Raw genomic sequence first — 15331 nt, 5'->3', positions numbered from 1 at the left:
GGCGGAACGCGGCGAGGGGCGGTGGCCCTGTGGCCACCGCCCCTCGCACAATGAATCCTTGACGACTGATCAGACCGCGCGGCCGTCGTCGACGTGGATCGTCGGCGGGCCGATGGTCTCCAGACCCCCGCCGGGGCCGGCGTGCACCACGGCGCCCGTGCTCTTCTTGCCGCGCCGCAGCTTGCGCTCCAGCCCGCTCGCGGCCGAGGTGAGCGCGAAGTTCAGGGCCACGAAGATCACGGTGACGATGGTGAAGCAGGCAATGGTGTTCGCACCGTAGTTGGCGCTCATCGGGCGGACCGAGGAGAGCAGTTCGGAGAAGGTGAGCATCGCGCCGCCGAGGGCGGTGTCCTTCACGATGACCACCATCTGGCTGACGATCGCCGGGAGCATGGCCGTGACCGACTGCGGCAGCAGCACGTGCTGCATGGTCTGGCCCTTGCGCATGCCGATCGCCTTGGCCGCGTCCGTCTGCCCGCTGGGCAGGGAGAGGATGCCGGCCCGGACGATCTCCGCCAGGACCGAGGCGTTGTAGAGCACCAGGCCGGTGACCACCGCGTACAGCGGACGCATTTCGCTGCTGATATCGGTGAAGTCGACGTAGGCCTGGTTGGCGAACAGCATGAGGATCAGCACCGGGATGGCGCGGAAGAACTCCACGACCGCGCCGGCGACCCCCCGGACCCATCGGTGGTCGGAGAGCCGGGCGATGCCGAAGAGCGCTCCCAGCGGCAGCGCGATGACCAGCGCCAGGGCGGCGGCGATCAGAGTGTTCTGAAGGCCCGGCCAGATGTACGTGGCGTACGGCTGGGAGCTGGTGAAGAACGGCTCCCACTTGACCCAGTCAAGCTGGCCCTTGGCGTCGAGGCTGTCGTACACCCACCACCCGAGGGCCGCGAGACCGACCGTGAACAGCAGCGTGTAGAGGATGTTGCGCCGCTTGGCGCGGGGGCCCTGGGCGTCGTAGAGAACGGAACTCATCGCTTCACCGCCACCTTCTTGCCCACCCAGCCGAGAACCAGTCCGGTCGGCAGCGTGAGGCAGATGAATCCGAGCGCGAAGACGCCGACGATCGGCAGGAGCGCGGCGTAGTTCTCGATCCATTCCTTCATCAGGACCGCGGCCTCGGCGACGCCGATGGCCGATGCCACGGTCGTGTTCTTGGTCAGCGCGATCAGCACGTTCGCCAGCGGATTGACGACCGAGCGGAAGGCCTGCGGAAGGATGACGAGCCGCAATACCTGCGTGAAGCTGAGACCCAGGGCGCGCGCCGCCTCCGCCTGTCCCACGGGCACCGTGTTGATGCCGGACCGCAGTGCCTCGCACACGAAGGCGGCCGTGTAGGCGATCAGACCGAGCACGGCGAGCCTGAAGTTGATGACCGTGAAGTCTTCCGCCCCGAGCTTGACAGCGAGCGTCTGGAAGAGGCCCAGTGAGGTGAAGACGATGACCACGGTGAGCGGGATGTTGCGCACCACGTTCACATAGGCGGTGCCGAAGCCCCGCATCAGCGGGATCGGGCTGACCCGCATGCCGGCCAGCATTGTTCCCCATATGAGGGAGCCGAGGGCCGAGTAGACGGTGAGCTGCACCGTCACCCAGAAGGCCCCCAGGAGCTTGTCCATTTCAAGAAAGTCGAACACGATCTCCCGCGCTTCCGCGTGTGCGTGTGGGAAGGGCCGGCGCGCCGCCGCCGTCAGCGGCGACGCGCCTCGTCAGCCCCGGAGTCACTTGACGATGTTGCCGATCTTCGGCGCGGGGTCGTTCTTGTAGCCGGCCGGGCCGAAGTTGGCGTCCACGGCCTTCTGCCAGGAGCCGTCCTTGACCATCTTCTCGAGCGCCGCGTTGATCTTGGTCTTGAGCTCGGCGTCGCCCTTCTTCAGGCCGATGCCGTAGTTCTCGTTGCTCAGCTTGAAGCCGGCGAGCTTGAACTTGCCCTTGTGCGCCTCCTGCGCGGCGTAGCCGGCGAGGATGGAGTTGTCCGTGGTCAGGGCGTCGATGACCTTGTTCTCCAGGCCGGTCAGGCACTCGGAGTAGCCGCCGTACACCTGCAGCTGGGCCTTCGGCGCGAGCTTGTCCTTGACGTTCTGCGCGGAGGTCGAGCCGGTGACCGAGCAGAGCTTCTTCTTGTTGAGGTCCTCGGGCTTGGTGATGGTGGTGTCGTCGGCGCGGACCAGGATGTCCTGGTGGGCCAGCAGGTACGGGCCGGCGAAGTCGACCTTCGCCAGACGCTTGTCGTTGATCGAGTAGGAGGCGGCGATGAACTTGACGTCACCGCGCTCGATCGCCGTTTCACGGTCGGCGCTCTTCGTCTCCTTGAAGACGATGTCGCCCTCTTCGTAACCCAGCTCCTTGGCGACGTACTTCGCCACGTCCACGTCGAAGCCGGTGTACTTGCCGTCCGGGGTCTTCAGGCCGATGCCCGGCTGGTCGATCTTGATACCGATCGTGATCTTCTTGCTGCCGCCCGCGGAATCGCTGCCGCCGCCGGCGTCCTTCTTGCCCGAACCACAGGCAGTGGCGGAGAGGGCCAGCGAGAGCGCGACGGCCGAAACGGCGGTGACCTTACGAAGGTTCATGGTGACTTCCCTAGAGTTGAAGCGATGAGGTGATCAGCTGATCCGGGCCGGATTCAGTGGTGCAGGATCTTCGACAGGAAGTCCTTGGCGCGGTCGCTGCGCGGGTTGTTGAAGAACTCCTCGGGCGAGGCCTCTTCGACGATCTTGCCGTCGGCCATGAACACGACCCGATTGGCGGCCGATCGCGCGAAGCCCATCTCGTGCGTGACGACGACCATGGTCATTCCGTCCCGGGCCAGCTGCTGCATGACCTCGAGCACCTCGTTGATCATCTCGGGGTCGAGCGCGGAGGTGGGCTCGTCGAAGAGCATCACCTTCGGATCCATGGCCAACGCCCGGGCGATCGCGACACGTTGCTGCTGACCACCGGAGAGCTGGGCCGGGTACTTGTCGGCCTGGGTGCCGACGCCCACCCGGTCGAGCAGGGAACGCGCCTTCTCCTCGGCCGCCTTCTTGTCCGTCCTGCGAACCTTGAGCTGACCCAGCATCACATTCTCCAGCACGGTCTTGTGTGCGAAGAGGTTGAAGGACTGGAAGACCATGCCCACGTCGGCGCGCAGCCGGGCGAGGGCCTTGCCCTCCTGGGGCAGTGGTTTCCCGTCGATCGTGATGGTGCCGGAGTCGATCGTCTCCAGGCGGTTGATGGTGCGGCACAGCGTGGACTTGCCGGACCCGGAGGGCCCGATCACGACGACGACCTCGCCGCGCGTGATCTTCAGGTCGATGTCCTGGAGCACATGCAGCGCGCCGAAGTGCTTGTTGACGTTGCTCAGTACGACCAGGTCGGCCGCCGGTACGGCATCCTCGGCGCCCTTGGTCACTGACACTCCGCTCATCGGCTTCTTGCTCCGTCCTCCTCGGTTGGGGAGGACACTAAGCACGCGGTACGACCAGCGTCAGTACATCTGAGCGGAAATTGAGCATAACGATCCGGCTTCATCCGGGCACTCTGGGTGAACGGGACGGTCGATGTCGTACCGGGTCGATAACGGAAACCCCAGGTGAACGGAAACCGCTTGACGCACCCCCGCGTCATCGGCGTTCATTCGGTGGTACATACGCGAGGGCTACGTCTGGAGAGGGGCCATGAGGCTGCTGCTCGTCGAGGACGACGACCATGTCGCTGCGGCCCTGTCGGCAGTGCTCGCCAAGCACGGCTTCTCCGTGACGCACGCCAGAAACGGTGAAGAGGCGCTGCAGGCCGTGCTGCCCGCCGCCACCGGGACCAAGCCGCCCTTCGGTGTCGTTCTGCTCGATCTCGGACTGCCCGACCAGGACGGCTACCAGGTCTGCGGAAAGATCAGGAAGCTCACGTCCACGCCGGTGATCATGGTGACCGCGCGGTCCGACGTCCGCTCCCGTATCCACGGCCTCAACCTCGGCGCGGACGACTACGTCGTCAAGCCGTACGACACGGGTGAGCTGTTGGCCCGGATCCATGCCGTCAGCCGGCGCAACGCACCCGGAGAGGATGCGACTCCCTCTGCCGACAGCGCCCTCAGGCTGGGATCCGTCACCATCGAGCTCCCCACCCGCCGTGTCAGCGTCGAAGGCACGGCCATACAGCTCACCCGCAAGGAGTTCGACCTGCTCGCGCTGCTCGCGCAGCGTCCCGGAGTGGTCTTCCGCCGGGAGCAGATCATCAGTGAGGTGTGGCGCACGAGCTGGGAGGGCACCGGCCGGACGCTCGAGGTGCACGTCGCGTCGCTGCGCTCCAAGCTCCGTATGCCCGCTCTGATCGAGACCGTGCGTGGCGTCGGCTACCGCCTGGTCGAGCCCGCCGCGTAGGGCGGCCGCTCCCCTTGCGTACCCGCCTTCTCCCGCTCCTCATCGTCCTCATGGCGGGCGTTCTGCTCGCACTCGGCTTTCCGCTCGCCGTGAGTCTTGCCGCGGGCGAGCAGCAGGGAGTCGTCGTCGACCGGCTGGACGACACCGCGCGGTTCGCGGCGCAGGCCCAGTTCGTCACCGACGGGTTCGCGGGCCAGGACGAGCGCCGCGAGACGCTCGAGGAGGAGCTGAGCCGGTACCACGATGTCTACGGAATGCGGACCGGGGTCTTCTACCGAAGTGACGTCGCCATGGCTCGCGCTCCCGAGTTCTGGGAGCTCCCGGAGGAGGGGGAGGGTCGCCGGGCCTTCCAGGAGGCGCTGGTGGGGCGGCGCAGCCACGACCCGCCCCAGGTCTGGCCCTGGCAGCTGGATGCCAGGCTCGTCGTCGCCTCACCGGTGGTGCGCGACGGCGATGTCGTCGCCGTGGTCGTGACCGACTCGCCCACCGGTCAGCTGCGTTCGCGGATCCTGACCGGCTGGCTGCTGATCGCCGCGGGCGAGTCCGCGGCCATGCTCCTCGCCGTCGGGGCGGCGGTCCGGCTCACCGGCTGGGTGCTGCGTCCCGTACGCGTCCTGGACGCCGCAACCCACGACATAGCGACCGGCCGGATGAACTCGCGTGTTGCGGCGGCCGGCGGACCTCCGGAGCTGCGCCGGCTGGCCCGTTCGTTCAACGAGATGGCGGACAACGTGGAAGAGGTGCTCGAGCAGCAGCGCGCCTTCGTCGCCGACGCCTCCCATCAGCTGCGCAATCCGCTCGCCGCACTGCTGCTGCGGATCGAGCTCCTGGCGCTCGAACTTCCCGAGGGCAACGAGGAGATCGCCTCCGTACGTACGGAGGGCAAGCGCCTCGCCCAGGTCCTGGACGATCTGCTGGACCTGGCGCTGGCCGAGCACGCATCCGCGGACCTCCAGCTCACCGACATCGGCGCGATGGCCGCCGAGCGGGTCGCTGCCTGGCGTCCCCTCGCGGAGGAGAAGGGTGTACGGCTCACCGGCAAGGGCCCGGCGGTCACCGCCTGGGCCGACCCGGTGGCGCTGTCCAGCGCTCTCGATGCGGTGATCGACAACGCCCTCAAGTTCACGCCGGAAGGCGAGGAGGTCACGGTCGCGGTCGCCGCGGACGGCGACACGTCGACGATCGTGATCACCGACCGGGGCCCCGGACTGACCGACGAGGAGCTGGGCCGGGTCGGCGACCGGTTCTGGCGCAGCAACCGGCACCAGAACGTGAAGGGCTCGGGTCTCGGACTGTCGATCACCAGGGCACTGCTCGCGGCAGCGGGTGGTTCGATCTCCTACGCGCACGCTGATCCTCGCGGCCTGCGTGTGACGCTCACGATTCCGCGCACCTCACCCGTCGGGGACCGCTTCGAGGACGCGCCCGACACCTGCTGACCGGACAGGAGGCCCACACCTGCTGACCGGACGGGACCAAGCGGGGCCGGAGCGTTCGGCGCATGGCCGTGCAAGGCGCATCCACAGCACCGCGCGCCGAGCACGCGCCGGCAGCACACCGGCGTCCGAAGCATGCGGGACGCGCCCTGAGCCGTCGGGCGACGGTCTGCGGGGAGACCTCTACGGCTTGACCGAGCGGTAGTACCGTCGGGCGCCCTCGTGCAGCTGCAGCGGATCGGTGTAGATCGCCGTACGCAGGTCGACCAGCTGCGCCGGGTGCACCTCCCGCCCGATCCGATCCCGGCTGTTGATCACCGCACGGGTGAGGCGCTCGGTCAGTTCCGGGTCCGCGGCGGTGGTCGTGACCAGCAGGTTGGCGACGGCGATCGTCTCCACCTGCAGGGCGCCGCCCATGATGTTCGGGTATGCGTCGGCAGGTATCACGGCCGAGCGGTAGTAGCGGGTCGAGCCGCCGGATCCGTGGAGCCGGTCGACCAGGTCGTCCTTGAGCGGGATCAGCCGCACGGGGAAGCGTTCCGAGAGCATCTGTACCGCGCTGGTGGGCAGTCCGCCCGACCAGAAGAAGGCATCCAGCTCCCCCCGCTCCAGCCTGCCGGGCATTGTGTCGATGCCTGCGGAGACCGGAGTGATGTCCTCCTCCGGGTCGAGCCCCGCCGCCGTCAGCACCCGCTCGGCGATGAGCCGGACACCGGACCCGGGCTGCCCCACACCCACTTTCATGCCGCGCAGATCGGCCGGGGTGTCCGCCCGCGACCCCTGCGGGACCACGAGCTGCACATAGTCGTCGTACAGCCGTGCACAGCCGCGCAGCCTGTCCGCTCCGACCTTGCCGTCCCGTTGGTGCGTCGCCACGGCGTCGGCGGAGGCGATGGTGAAGTCGGCCTCGCCGTTCGCCACCCGTTCGAGGTTCTGCTGAGAGCCCTCGCTGGTCCGCAGGTCTATGGAGACGTTGGGCAGATCGCGGGCGAGCGTGTTGTCGAGGAGCTCGCCGTACTTCTGATAGACGCCGGATGTCACGCCGGTGCTGAACGTGAGCCGCCCACTCGGAGTGCTCTCCCCGACGGGCAGGAGCCACCAGAGCAGCAGCCCGCACACCACGGCCAGCGCCGCCGACGCCTGGAGAGCGAGGCGTCGGGTGATGCGAGGAAGTGCCGGTGACATGCCCGCGATCCTGCCAGCTCGCTCCCCGTGCTGGCCAGGCCGCCCCGGAGCAGTGCCGGCCAGGCCCCCTTCGGGCCGGGCCCCGTCTCTCGTCGGAACTCAGCGGCGGCGGCTGGACGCGACCCCGTACCCTGGTGTGCGAGATGAGCGCGAAGACTTACGAGGTGCGCACCTACGGGTGCCAGATGAACGTCCACGACTCCGAGCGGCTGTCCGGCCTGCTGGAGGATGCGGGATATGTCCGGGCGCCCGAGGGCACGGGGGAGGGCGAGGTCGATGTCGTCGTCTTCAACACCTGCGCGGTGCGGGAGAACGCCGACAACAGGCTGTATGGAAATCTCGGCCGGCTCGCCCCGATGAAGGCCGCCCGTCCAGGGATGCAGATCGCCGTCGGCGGCTGCCTGGCCCAGAAGGACCGCGACTCGATCGTCAAGCGGGCGCCGTGGGTCGATGTGGTCTTCGGCACGCACAACATCGGCAAACTGCCGGTGCTGCTGGAGCGTGCGCGCGTCCTCGAAGAGGCGCAGGTCGAGATCGCCGAATCGCTGGATGCCTTCCCCTCCACGCTGCCCACGCGCCGCGAGAGCGCCTACGCCGCCTGGGTCTCCATCTCCGTCGGGTGCAACAACACCTGCACCTTCTGCATCGTCCCCGCGCTGCGGGGCAAGGAGAAGGACCGGCGCCCCGGCGACATCCTCGCCGAGGTGGAGGCACTGGTCGCCGAGGGCGTCTCGGAGATCACCCTGCTCGGCCAGAACGTGAACGCTTACGGCTCCGACATCGGTGACCGCGAGGCGTTCAGCAAGCTGCTCCGTGCCTGCGGGAGGATCGAGGGGCTCGAGCGGGTCCGGTTCACCTCGCCGCACCCGCGCGACTTCACCGACGACGTGATCGCGGCCATGGCGGAGACCCCGAACGTGATGCCGCAGCTGCACATGCCGCTGCAGTCCGGCTCGGACACGGTGCTGAAGGCGATGCGGCGCTCGTACCGGCAGGACCGTTACCTCGGGATCATCGAGAAGGTCCGCGCCTCGATTCCGCATGCCGCGATCTCGACCGACATCATCGTGGGCTTCCCCGGCGAGACCGAGGAGGACTTCGAGCAGACCCTGCATGTCGTGCGCGAGGCGCGCTTCGCGCAGGCGTTCACCTTCCAGTACTCCAAGCGGCCCGGAACCCCGGCTGCCGAGATGGACGGGCAGATTCCCAAGCAGGTCGTCCAGGCCCGCTACGAGCGTCTGGTCGCCCTTCAGGAGGAGGTCTCCTGGGAGGAGAACAAGAAGCAGGTCGGCCGCACCCTGGAGGTCATGGTCGCGGAGGGCGAGGGCCGCAAGGACGGCGCCACCCACCGGCTGTCCGGCCGAGCCCCGGACAACCGCCTCGTGCACTTCACCAAGCCGGTGACCGAGGTCCGACCGGGCGATGTCGTCACCGTCGAGATCACCTACGCGGCCCCCCACCATCTGCTGGCCGAGGGCCCGACGACGGCGGTGCGGCGTACCCGTGCCGGCGACGCCTGGGAGAAGCGCAATGCCGCCCCGCCCCAGCCGGCCGGCGTGATGCTGGGCATCCCGACGATCGGAGTTCCCGCGCCGCTCCCGGCAGCGACCGGTGGCTGCGCGGTCGACTGATCCGACCCGGATGCCGGGCGGACCGCGTCCGAGCCGTTGCACCGTTCCGTGCGGCTGCGGCGATGACTTCGCGCCCCGGCCGCACGGCTCGTACGCGGTACCGAGCCTGCGACCGGGCCGTGTGACACGGTCCCGTCAACCAGTGGCTGCGGCAGGGACTAGGCTGCGATCATGCTCGTCGCCGCAGCCGTCTGTCCCTGCCCCCCGCTCCTCGTGCCCGACGTGGCAACGGGCGCCGCGCCCGAGCTCGACGCCGCCAGAACGGCTTGCGCCGACGCCCTGAGCGTGCTCGCGGCCTCCCGCCCCGACCGGCTGATCGTGGTCGGTCCTGCGGGGCCCGACGAGCTGGGCCCCTACCCCCAGGGAGCGCGGGGCTCCTTCGAGGGCTTCGGAGTCGATGCCACGGTACGGCTGGGAGCGCCGGACGCCGCGGAGACCGACCACACCGGTGCGCCCGACACCCAGGTGCCCGGGCGCCCGCTCCCGGTGGCGCTCGCCGTCGCCGCCTGGCTGCTCGACCGGGCGCGGTGGGCCGGTGCCCCGGTCGAGGGTCTCGCCGTCGACCGGTGGCTGCCGACGGAACGCTGCGCGGAGACCGGCCGTGAGCTCGCCGCCCGGGCGCCGCGCGTCGCGCTGCTGGTCATGGGGGACGGCAGCGCCTGCCGCACCCTGAAGGCACCCGGTTACCTGGACGAGCGGGCCGCCGGCTTCGACACCGAGGCGGCTCGTGCGCTGGGAGCGGCGGACACACCGGCCCTCATGGCACTCGGCGCGTCGCTCGCGGACGAGCTGAAAGCCGCAGGGCGTGCTCCCTGGCAGGTGCTCGCGGGAGCGGCGGAGGGCGTGGGCCTGGAAGGGCGGCTGTTGTACGAGGACGCCCCGTACGGCGTCGGCTACTTCGTCGCCGCCTGGTCCTGAAGCCACCCGGCACACCCGCACGGCTCAGGACTCTCGGACACCGCAACGGCGGACGGCCGCGGAGAGAACTCCGCGGCCGTCCGCCGTTGTTCATGCGCGCCGCGTCGTGCCGGCGCATCACCGTCTCAGGTAGCCGGCGGCATCGTGCCCTTTTCCCCGGGGCCGGTGCCGTCGTCCTTGTGGGCGAGGCGGTCCAGGGCTTCCTTGGCCTTGCCTGTGCCCGACTGGATCCTGTCGCTGTACTTTCCCTTGGTCCGGTGGTCGACCTTCGCCGCGGCCTTGTCCAGACCGTGCTCGATCTTCGAGATCTTGTCTTCGTGATGGTGCGCGAAGTCGGAGACCTTGTCCTTTGCCGGGGCGAGCTTGGCCTTGAGTGTGTCCACGATTCCCATGGGTCACCTTCGCTGGTGGGTTCTACTTCCGGGCGCTCTCGCCGGCCTCGTTGTCCGCGGCCTCCTCGGCGGACTGCTGCTTGGGGATCTCCACACTCTCCGCCGGGGGAGCCTCCGCCTCCCCGGCTGCCGCTCCGGAAGCGCCCGAAGTGGCCTGCGCGTCCCCGGACACCGCCTCGGACGACGTCTCCGACGTCTTCGGCGCCGCTCCGGACCCGGGCTCGGTGCCGGCCGCGGCATCCACCTCGGAACCGGATTCGGCCGTCAGAGTGCCGGCTCCGCCCTCCTCGGTTGACGCCGTGGCAGTGTCCTTGCCCTTCCGGCGAAACCTTGCAAAAACGCCCATATCTACTCCATAGCCTACTCGGGTGGGCGAAATTCCGCGCAGCCCGGGGCATCCCATCGCGGCGCCCGGGGCGCCGGTTCGTAAACCGGCGGGCAGAACCTCGCAACAGGAACGACTCCGCGCAGGTGCCGTCACGTAACTCGTTCGGGGTGCCGGTGGAGATTTGCGAGACTGTGGCGGTGAGAAGTGCAGCTCCCGCACCGCGGGTCATCGCCGTCGTCGGTCCCACCGCGGCCGGAAAGTCCGATCTGGGTGTCCATCTGGCCCAGCAGCTCGGCGGCGAGGTCGTCAACGCCGACTCGATGCAGCTGTACCGCGGCATGGACATCGGAACCGCCAAGCTGACCCCGCACGAGCGCGGCGGTGTTCCGCACCATCTCCTCGATGTCTGGGACGTCACGGAGACGGCGAGCGTCGCCGAGTACCAGCGGCTGGCCCGTGCCGAGATCGACCGGCTCCTCGCCGAAGGCCGTACACCCGTGCTGGTCGGCGGCTCCGGGCTCTACGTACGCGCAGCGATCGACGCCCTCGAATTCCCCGGCACCGATCCCGGGGTGCGCGCCCGCCTGGAGGCCGAGCTGGAGGAGCGCGGCCCCGGGGTGCTCCATGCCCGGCTGGCCGCCGCCGATCCGGACGCCGCCCGCGCCATCCTCCCCGGGAACGGGCGTCGCATCGTCCGCGCCCTCGAGGTCATCGAGATCACCGGCAAGCCCTTCACCGCGAACCTCCCCGGCCATGACGCCGTGTACGACACGGTCCAGATCGGTGTCGACGTCGGACGCCCCGAGCTCGACGAGCGGATCGCCCTGCGCGTCGACCGGATGTGGGAAGCGGGACTCGTCGACGAGGTGCGGGCCCTGGAGGGGCAGGGACTGCGCGAGGGGCTCACGGCCTCCCGCGCGCTCGGCTACCAGCAGGTGCTCGCGGCGCTCGCGGGGGAGTGCACGGACGACGAGGCGCGGGCCGAGACCGTACGCGCCACCAAACGCTTCGCGCGCCGCCAGGACTCCTGGTTCCGCAGGGACCCGCGTGTCCACTGGCTGAGCGGCGCCGTGGTGGACCGTGGGGAACTCCCCGGCCGTGCGCTGGCGTTGCTCGAACGAGCGGTCACAGCCTGATCACGTGATGGCATCGGGACGTCATGCTCGTCATTCCGGTAGCCGAGGCCGTGCCATCATCAATCATCGATCCACCAGTGGAGTCCGAGTTGGGAGGGCGCGTGGCGATGGAGGCCGGCCCTCGAGAGAGAGATCAGGAAGCACCGGAGGACGTGGTTCGTCTGAGCCCCGACGGTCCTGACGACGCTCTGGACGTGGCCTTGGACATGCCGACGGACGACGCCGACGGGGTGCTGGTCGGTGCCGAGGTCGAGGTCGAGCTCCGCCCCCAGCGCAGGCTGCGCATCTGGCAGCTCGCCCCCATCGTGGGGCTCGCCGCGGTGGGCTCGCTCATGTTCGCCTTCCCCCTGGCCTTCGGTTCGGGGGACGGCGGTGCGGTCGTCGCCATGCTCGGCCTCCTGATCAGCAGCTGCGCCGCGGGCTGGGGAATGATGGCGGCCCGCAGGGTCGGCCACACCTGGCCCGGGCTGCCCGAGCGTGGCTCCGGCGAGCGCCCCGACTGGCGCGTGATCGCGTTGTACGCCGTCGTCGTCGTCGCACTGGTCGCGCTTGCCGTGTGGAGAGTGGCCCGGCTCCGCTGACCGGCTGCCGCGGGATCTGCCGTACGCGCCTGCGCGGCGCCCGGCCCGAGACCCTGCCGGTCCCGTCGGGCACTGCCGTGGGCGGCGGGCACGCCCCGGTCGTACCCGGCCCGGCTGCTCCGCCCTGCCCGGCCCTTACGATTGACCCGTGACCACAGCGCAGATCAGCACCAGCACGTCGCCGCTCGAGTTCCTCAAGGGCCATGGCACGGAGAACGACTTCGTGATCATCCCCGACCCCGACGGCGTCATCGATCTGACCGCGGCGGCCGTCGCCCGGATCTGCGACCGACGCGCCGGGATCGGCGGCGACGGACTGCTGCGCGTCGTGCGCTCCGCCGCCCACCCCGAGGCGCGCTCGATGGCCGGCGAGGCCGACTGGTTCATGGACTACCGGAACGCCGACGGCTCGATCGCCGAGATGTGCGGCAACGGCATCCGGGTCTTCGCCCGCTACCTGGAGCACGCGGGCCTGGTGACCGCGGGCGACATCCCCATCGCCACGCGGTCCGGCATCAAGCGGGTCCATCTCGCCAAGGCGGTGTCCGGAAGCGGTTCCACCGTCGAGGGAGACATCACGGTCACGATGGGCCGCGCAAGGCTCCTCGAGGACGGGGTCACCGTCACCGTCGGCGGCCGCAGTTGGCCCGCCCGCAATGTGAACATGGGCAATCCGCACGCGGTCGCCTTCGTCGAGCACCTCGACCACGCGGGCGATCTGCGGTCCGTGCCGCCGTTCACCCCCGCCTCCGTCTACCCGGACGGTGTGAACATCGAGTTCGTCGTCGACCGAGGCCCCCGGCACGTGGCCATGCGTGTGCATGAGCGCGGCGCCGCCGAGACCCGCTCGTGCGGAACGGGCGCGTGCGCGGTCGCGGTGGCGACCGCCCGGCGCGACGGCACCGACCCCGCGGTCACCGGTGAGCCCGTGACATACACCGTGGACGTGCCCGGCGGCACACTCGTGATCACCGAGCACCCGGACGGCGAGGTCGAGATGACCGGCCCCGCGGTGATCGTCGCCGAGGGGCGCATCGGCCCGGCCCTTCTGGACGGAGTCACGGTCGGCGCCGCACAGCACGGCCATACGGCTGCGCCATAGAGCTTCGCTCGAATGGGTGATCCGTTTCACGCTGAGCGAGAGCCGGACTCCGGGTCGTGATGGGCTCGGTAGCATCAAGCACCGGCCCGGAGGGCAAGCCTGACCTTCCCACCGCCGGTCGACGCTGCCGGAGGTGCCCCATGAGTGCAGAGGCCCCCAATCCTGGTGCTCCCAGTCGTCGGCGCGGCCGCCCCAGACTCGATCTGCGCCGGCTGGGTCGCGCGGCACTGCTCGGCCCCGCGACGCGGGACCGGTTGCCCGATGCGATCGGCCATGTCGCGGAGGCGCACCGCGCGCACCACCCCGATGCCGATCTCGCCATCCTGCGCAGGGCGTACGTCCTCGCCGAGTCCTCGCACCGGGGCCAGTTCCGCAAGAGCGGCGAGCCCTACATCACCCATCCGCTCGCCGTGACGCTGATCCTCGCCGAACTGGGCGCCGAGACAACGACCCTGACCGCCTCCCTGCTCCATGACACCGTCGAGGACACCGAGGTGACACTCGATCAGGTGCGGGCCGAATTCGGCGAAGAGGTCTGTTATCTCGTCGACGGGGTCACCAAACTGGAGAAGGTCGACTACGGAGCGGCGGCCGAGCCCGAGACGTTCCGGAAGATGCTCGTCGCCACCGGCAACGACGTACGGGTCATGTCCATCAAACTGGCCGACCGGCTGCACAACATGAGGACTCTCGGCGTGATGCGCCCGGAGAAGCAGGCCCGCATTGCCAAGGTGACCAGGGATGTCCTGATCCCGCTCGCCGAGCGGCTGGGCGTCCAGGCCCTCAAGACCGAGCTGGAGGACCTGGTCTTCGCGATCCTCCACCCCGAGGAGTACGAACGCACGCGTGCCCTCATCGCCGACAACGCCGATGCCTGCGACGCGCTCGCCGTCATCGCCGAGAACGTGGGGGCCGTGCTGCGGGACGCCCGTATCCAGGCGGAAGTCCTCATCCGGCCCCGCCACTTCGTCTCCGTGCACCGCATCCGGCTCAAGCGCGGCGATCTGCGGGCGACGGACTTCGGACGGCTCCTCGTCCTCGTCGGTGAGGACGCCGACTGCTATGCGGTGCTCGGTGAACTGCACACCTGTTTCACCCCGTTGATCTCGGAGTTCAAGGACTTCATCGCCGCCCCCAAGTTCAACCTCTACCAGTCGCTGCACACCGCGATCGCCGGCCCCGACGGTGCCGTCGCCGAAGTCCTCATCCGCACGCACCGGATGCACAAGGTCGCCGAGGCGGGCGTTGTCGCCCTCGGCAATCCCGATGTGGCGACGGACGGCAGTGAGGTGGACGAGGCCCGGCGCACGGGGGAGCACGCCCACGCCGATGGCGAGCGCGCCGACCCGACCCGGCCCGGCTGGCTCTCCCGGCTGCTGGAATGGCAGGAATCCGCCCCGGACCCCGACACGTTCTGGACGTCCCTGCAGGCGGACCTCGCCGAGGACCGTGAGATCACCGTCTTCCGCGCAGACGGCGGCGCACTGGGCCTGCCGGCCGGGGCGAGCTGTGTCGACGCCGCGTACGCCCAGTACGGCGAGGAGGCCCACGCCTGTATCGGCGCCCGCGTCAACGGCCGGCTCGCCACGCTCAGCACCCAGCTCGGCGACGGCGACACCGTGCAGCTGCTGCTCGCCCAGGACTCCGCATCAGGGCCCTCGCCCGACTGGCTCGACCACGCCCGTACGCCCGCTGCACGCATCGCCATCACCCGCTGGCTGGCCGCACATCCCGAAGGCGCGAAACCCCCGGCCGCGGCCCCCCGTGCGCCCACGTCCGTCACGGCAGGCCGCCGTTCCGCCGCCAATGCGGTGGCCGACCTGCCCGATGCCGCCGTACGTCTCGCCGGCTGCTGCACTCCCGTGCCCCCGGACACGATCACCGGCTTCGTGGTGCGCGGGGGAGCCGTCACCGTCCATCGAGAGGAATGCTCCGCCGTGGACCGCATGCGTGCACTCGGGCGGGCGCCCGTGGGCGTCCGATGGGGCGACACGGCCGAGTGCAGGGTCACCCTCGTAGCCGAATCGTTCGGACGCCCGCGGCTGCTCGCCGACCTCACCGACGTCATCGCGACGGCGGGTGCGGCGATCGTCTCCGCCACCGTCGAGCCGCCGAGCGAACAGCGTGTACGCCACACCTATACGCTCCAGCTCCCGGACGCGGCCGGGCTGCCGGCGCTGATGAGGGCGATGCGCGATGTGGCCGGGGTGTACGACGTGACCCGCGCACAGCATCCTGTGGCGACGAGCTGAAGC

At 69.7% G+C, this 15331-nt stretch carries 15 protein-coding genes; 8 read left to right on the top strand and 7 right to left on the bottom strand.

Features of this window, described 5'->3' with window-relative positions; translation table 11 throughout:
* Positions 1 to 69: 69 nt before the first annotated feature.
* The 4 genes from AC068D_RS28190 to AC068D_RS28175 all read right to left on the bottom strand — a co-directional run bounded on the left by AC068D_RS28190 (position 70) and on the right by AC068D_RS28175 (position 3415).
* Positions 70 to 981 (bottom strand): amino acid ABC transporter permease, encoded by a 912-nt coding sequence (locus AC068D_RS28190; protein WP_478825901.1) that lies wholly within the window; start codon positions 979 to 981, stop codon positions 70 to 72.
* Positions 978 to 1625, bottom strand: a complete 648-nt coding sequence (locus AC068D_RS28185; protein ID WP_478825900.1) for an amino acid ABC transporter permease — start codon at positions 1623 to 1625, stop codon at positions 978 to 980. The genes AC068D_RS28190 and AC068D_RS28185 overlap by 4 nt, the downstream gene beginning before the upstream one ends.
* Before the next feature lie 102 nt (positions 1626 to 1727).
* Complete coding sequence (locus AC068D_RS28180; protein ID WP_478825899.1) at positions 1728 to 2579, bottom strand: glutamate ABC transporter substrate-binding protein; 852 nt, start codon at positions 2577 to 2579, stop codon at positions 1728 to 1730.
* A 53-nt stretch (positions 2580 to 2632) separates the two neighbouring features.
* Complete coding sequence (locus AC068D_RS28175; RefSeq protein WP_478825898.1) at positions 2633 to 3415, bottom strand: amino acid ABC transporter ATP-binding protein; 783 nt, start codon at positions 3413 to 3415, stop codon at positions 2633 to 2635.
* 250 nt (positions 3416 to 3665) lie between these two features.
* Here AC068D_RS28175 and AC068D_RS28170 point away from each other — a divergent pair, with 250 nt between their 5' ends.
* Positions 3666 to 4367, top strand: a complete 702-nt coding sequence (locus AC068D_RS28170; protein WP_478825897.1) for a response regulator transcription factor — start codon at positions 3666 to 3668, stop codon at positions 4365 to 4367.
* 14 nt (positions 4368 to 4381) lie between these two features.
* Complete coding sequence (locus AC068D_RS28165; RefSeq protein WP_478825896.1) at positions 4382 to 5806, top strand: sensor histidine kinase; 1425 nt, start codon at positions 4382 to 4384, stop codon at positions 5804 to 5806.
* A gap of 180 nt (positions 5807 to 5986) precedes the next feature.
* On the opposite strand, the gene AC068D_RS28160 is transcribed toward AC068D_RS28165, so the two are convergent.
* Positions 5987 to 6988, bottom strand: a complete 1002-nt coding sequence (locus tag AC068D_RS28160) for a TAXI family TRAP transporter solute-binding subunit (RefSeq protein ID WP_478825895.1) — start codon at positions 6986 to 6988, stop codon at positions 5987 to 5989.
* 143 nt (positions 6989 to 7131) lie between these two features.
* On the opposite strand from AC068D_RS28160, the gene miaB reads away from it, so the two are divergent.
* Both miaB and AC068D_RS28150 read left to right on the top strand, forming a co-directional pair.
* Complete coding sequence (gene miaB, locus AC068D_RS28155) at positions 7132 to 8619, top strand: tRNA (N6-isopentenyl adenosine(37)-C2)-methylthiotransferase MiaB (RefSeq protein ID WP_478825894.1); 1488 nt, start codon at positions 7132 to 7134, stop codon at positions 8617 to 8619.
* A 171-nt stretch (positions 8620 to 8790) separates the two neighbouring features.
* Positions 8791 to 9537 carry a class III extradiol dioxygenase subunit B-like domain-containing protein gene (locus AC068D_RS28150; RefSeq protein ID WP_478825893.1) on the top strand — a complete coding sequence of 249 codons (747 nt, stop codon included), beginning with the start codon at positions 8791 to 8793 and terminating at the stop codon, positions 9535 to 9537.
* Positions 9538 to 9662: 125 nt separating this feature from the next.
* Here AC068D_RS28150 and AC068D_RS28145 read toward each other — a convergent pair whose 3' ends face one another.
* Together AC068D_RS28145 and AC068D_RS28140 are read right to left on the bottom strand one after the other, a co-directional pair.
* The gene (locus AC068D_RS28145) at positions 9663 to 9929 is read right to left on the bottom strand and encodes an antitoxin (protein WP_478825892.1); all 267 of its coding nucleotides are present in this window, start codon (positions 9927 to 9929) and stop codon (positions 9663 to 9665) included.
* 22 nt (positions 9930 to 9951) lie between these two features.
* Complete coding sequence (locus AC068D_RS28140; protein WP_478825891.1) at positions 9952 to 10275, bottom strand: hypothetical protein; 324 nt, start codon at positions 10273 to 10275, stop codon at positions 9952 to 9954.
* Between the two features lie 179 nt (positions 10276 to 10454).
* Between AC068D_RS28140 and miaA the strand changes: the two genes are divergently transcribed.
* From miaA to AC068D_RS28120, 4 genes are all read left to right on the top strand, one after another.
* Positions 10455 to 11393, top strand: a complete 939-nt coding sequence (gene miaA / locus AC068D_RS28135) for a tRNA (adenosine(37)-N6)-dimethylallyltransferase MiaA (protein ID WP_478825890.1) — start codon at positions 10455 to 10457, stop codon at positions 11391 to 11393.
* A gap of 107 nt (positions 11394 to 11500) precedes the next feature.
* Complete coding sequence (locus AC068D_RS28130; protein WP_478825934.1) at positions 11501 to 11974, top strand: hypothetical protein; 474 nt, start codon at positions 11501 to 11503, stop codon at positions 11972 to 11974.
* Between the two features lie 148 nt (positions 11975 to 12122).
* The gene (gene dapF, locus AC068D_RS28125) at positions 12123 to 13076 is read left to right on the top strand and encodes a diaminopimelate epimerase (RefSeq protein WP_478825889.1); all 954 of its coding nucleotides are present in this window, start codon (positions 12123 to 12125) and stop codon (positions 13074 to 13076) included.
* Between the two features lie 140 nt (positions 13077 to 13216).
* Complete coding sequence (locus AC068D_RS28120) at positions 13217 to 15328, top strand: RelA/SpoT family protein (RefSeq protein ID WP_478825888.1); 2112 nt, start codon at positions 13217 to 13219, stop codon at positions 15326 to 15328.
* Positions 15329 to 15331: the final 3 nt, after the last annotated feature.

It is taken from the genome of Streptomyces sp. NPDC043861 (assembly GCF_056435905.1).
The sequence above is the reverse complement of the archived record's forward strand: the minus strand, read 5'-3'. Positions and strand labels throughout refer to the sequence as shown.

Excerpts from the sequence above, each read along its gene's own strand:
- AC068D_RS28145 (WP_478825892.1), bottom strand. The coding sequence starts at position 9,929 with ATGGGAATCGTGGACACACTCAAGGCCAAGCTCGCCCCGGCAAAGGAC.
- AC068D_RS28160 (WP_478825895.1), bottom strand. The coding sequence starts at position 6,988 with ATGTCACCGGCACTTCCTCGCATCACCCGACGCCTCGCTCTCCAGGCG.
- AC068D_RS28170 (WP_478825897.1), top strand. The coding sequence starts at position 3,666 with ATGAGGCTGCTGCTCGTCGAGGACGACGACCATGTCGCTGCGGCCCTG.
- AC068D_RS28130 (WP_478825934.1), top strand. The coding sequence starts at position 11,501 with ATGGAGGCCGGCCCTCGAGAGAGAGATCAGGAAGCACCGGAGGACGTG.
- miaB (WP_478825894.1), top strand. The coding sequence starts at position 7,132 with ATGAGCGCGAAGACTTACGAGGTGCGCACCTACGGGTGCCAGATGAAC.
- AC068D_RS28185 (WP_478825900.1), bottom strand. The coding sequence starts at position 1,625 with ATGGACAAGCTCCTGGGGGCCTTCTGGGTGACGGTGCAGCTCACCGTC.
- AC068D_RS28150 (WP_478825893.1), top strand. The coding sequence starts at position 8,791 with ATGCTCGTCGCCGCAGCCGTCTGTCCCTGCCCCCCGCTCCTCGTGCCC.
- AC068D_RS28190 (WP_478825901.1), bottom strand. The coding sequence starts at position 981 with ATGAGTTCCGTTCTCTACGACGCCCAGGGCCCCCGCGCCAAGCGGCGC.
- AC068D_RS28120 (WP_478825888.1), top strand. The coding sequence starts at position 13,217 with ATGAGTGCAGAGGCCCCCAATCCTGGTGCTCCCAGTCGTCGGCGCGGC.
- AC068D_RS28175 (WP_478825898.1), bottom strand. The coding sequence starts at position 3,415 with ATGAGCGGAGTGTCAGTGACCAAGGGCGCCGAGGATGCCGTACCGGCG.
- AC068D_RS28140 (WP_478825891.1), bottom strand. The coding sequence starts at position 10,275 with ATGGGCGTTTTTGCAAGGTTTCGCCGGAAGGGCAAGGACACTGCCACG.
- AC068D_RS28180 (WP_478825899.1), bottom strand. The coding sequence starts at position 2,579 with ATGAACCTTCGTAAGGTCACCGCCGTTTCGGCCGTCGCGCTCTCGCTG.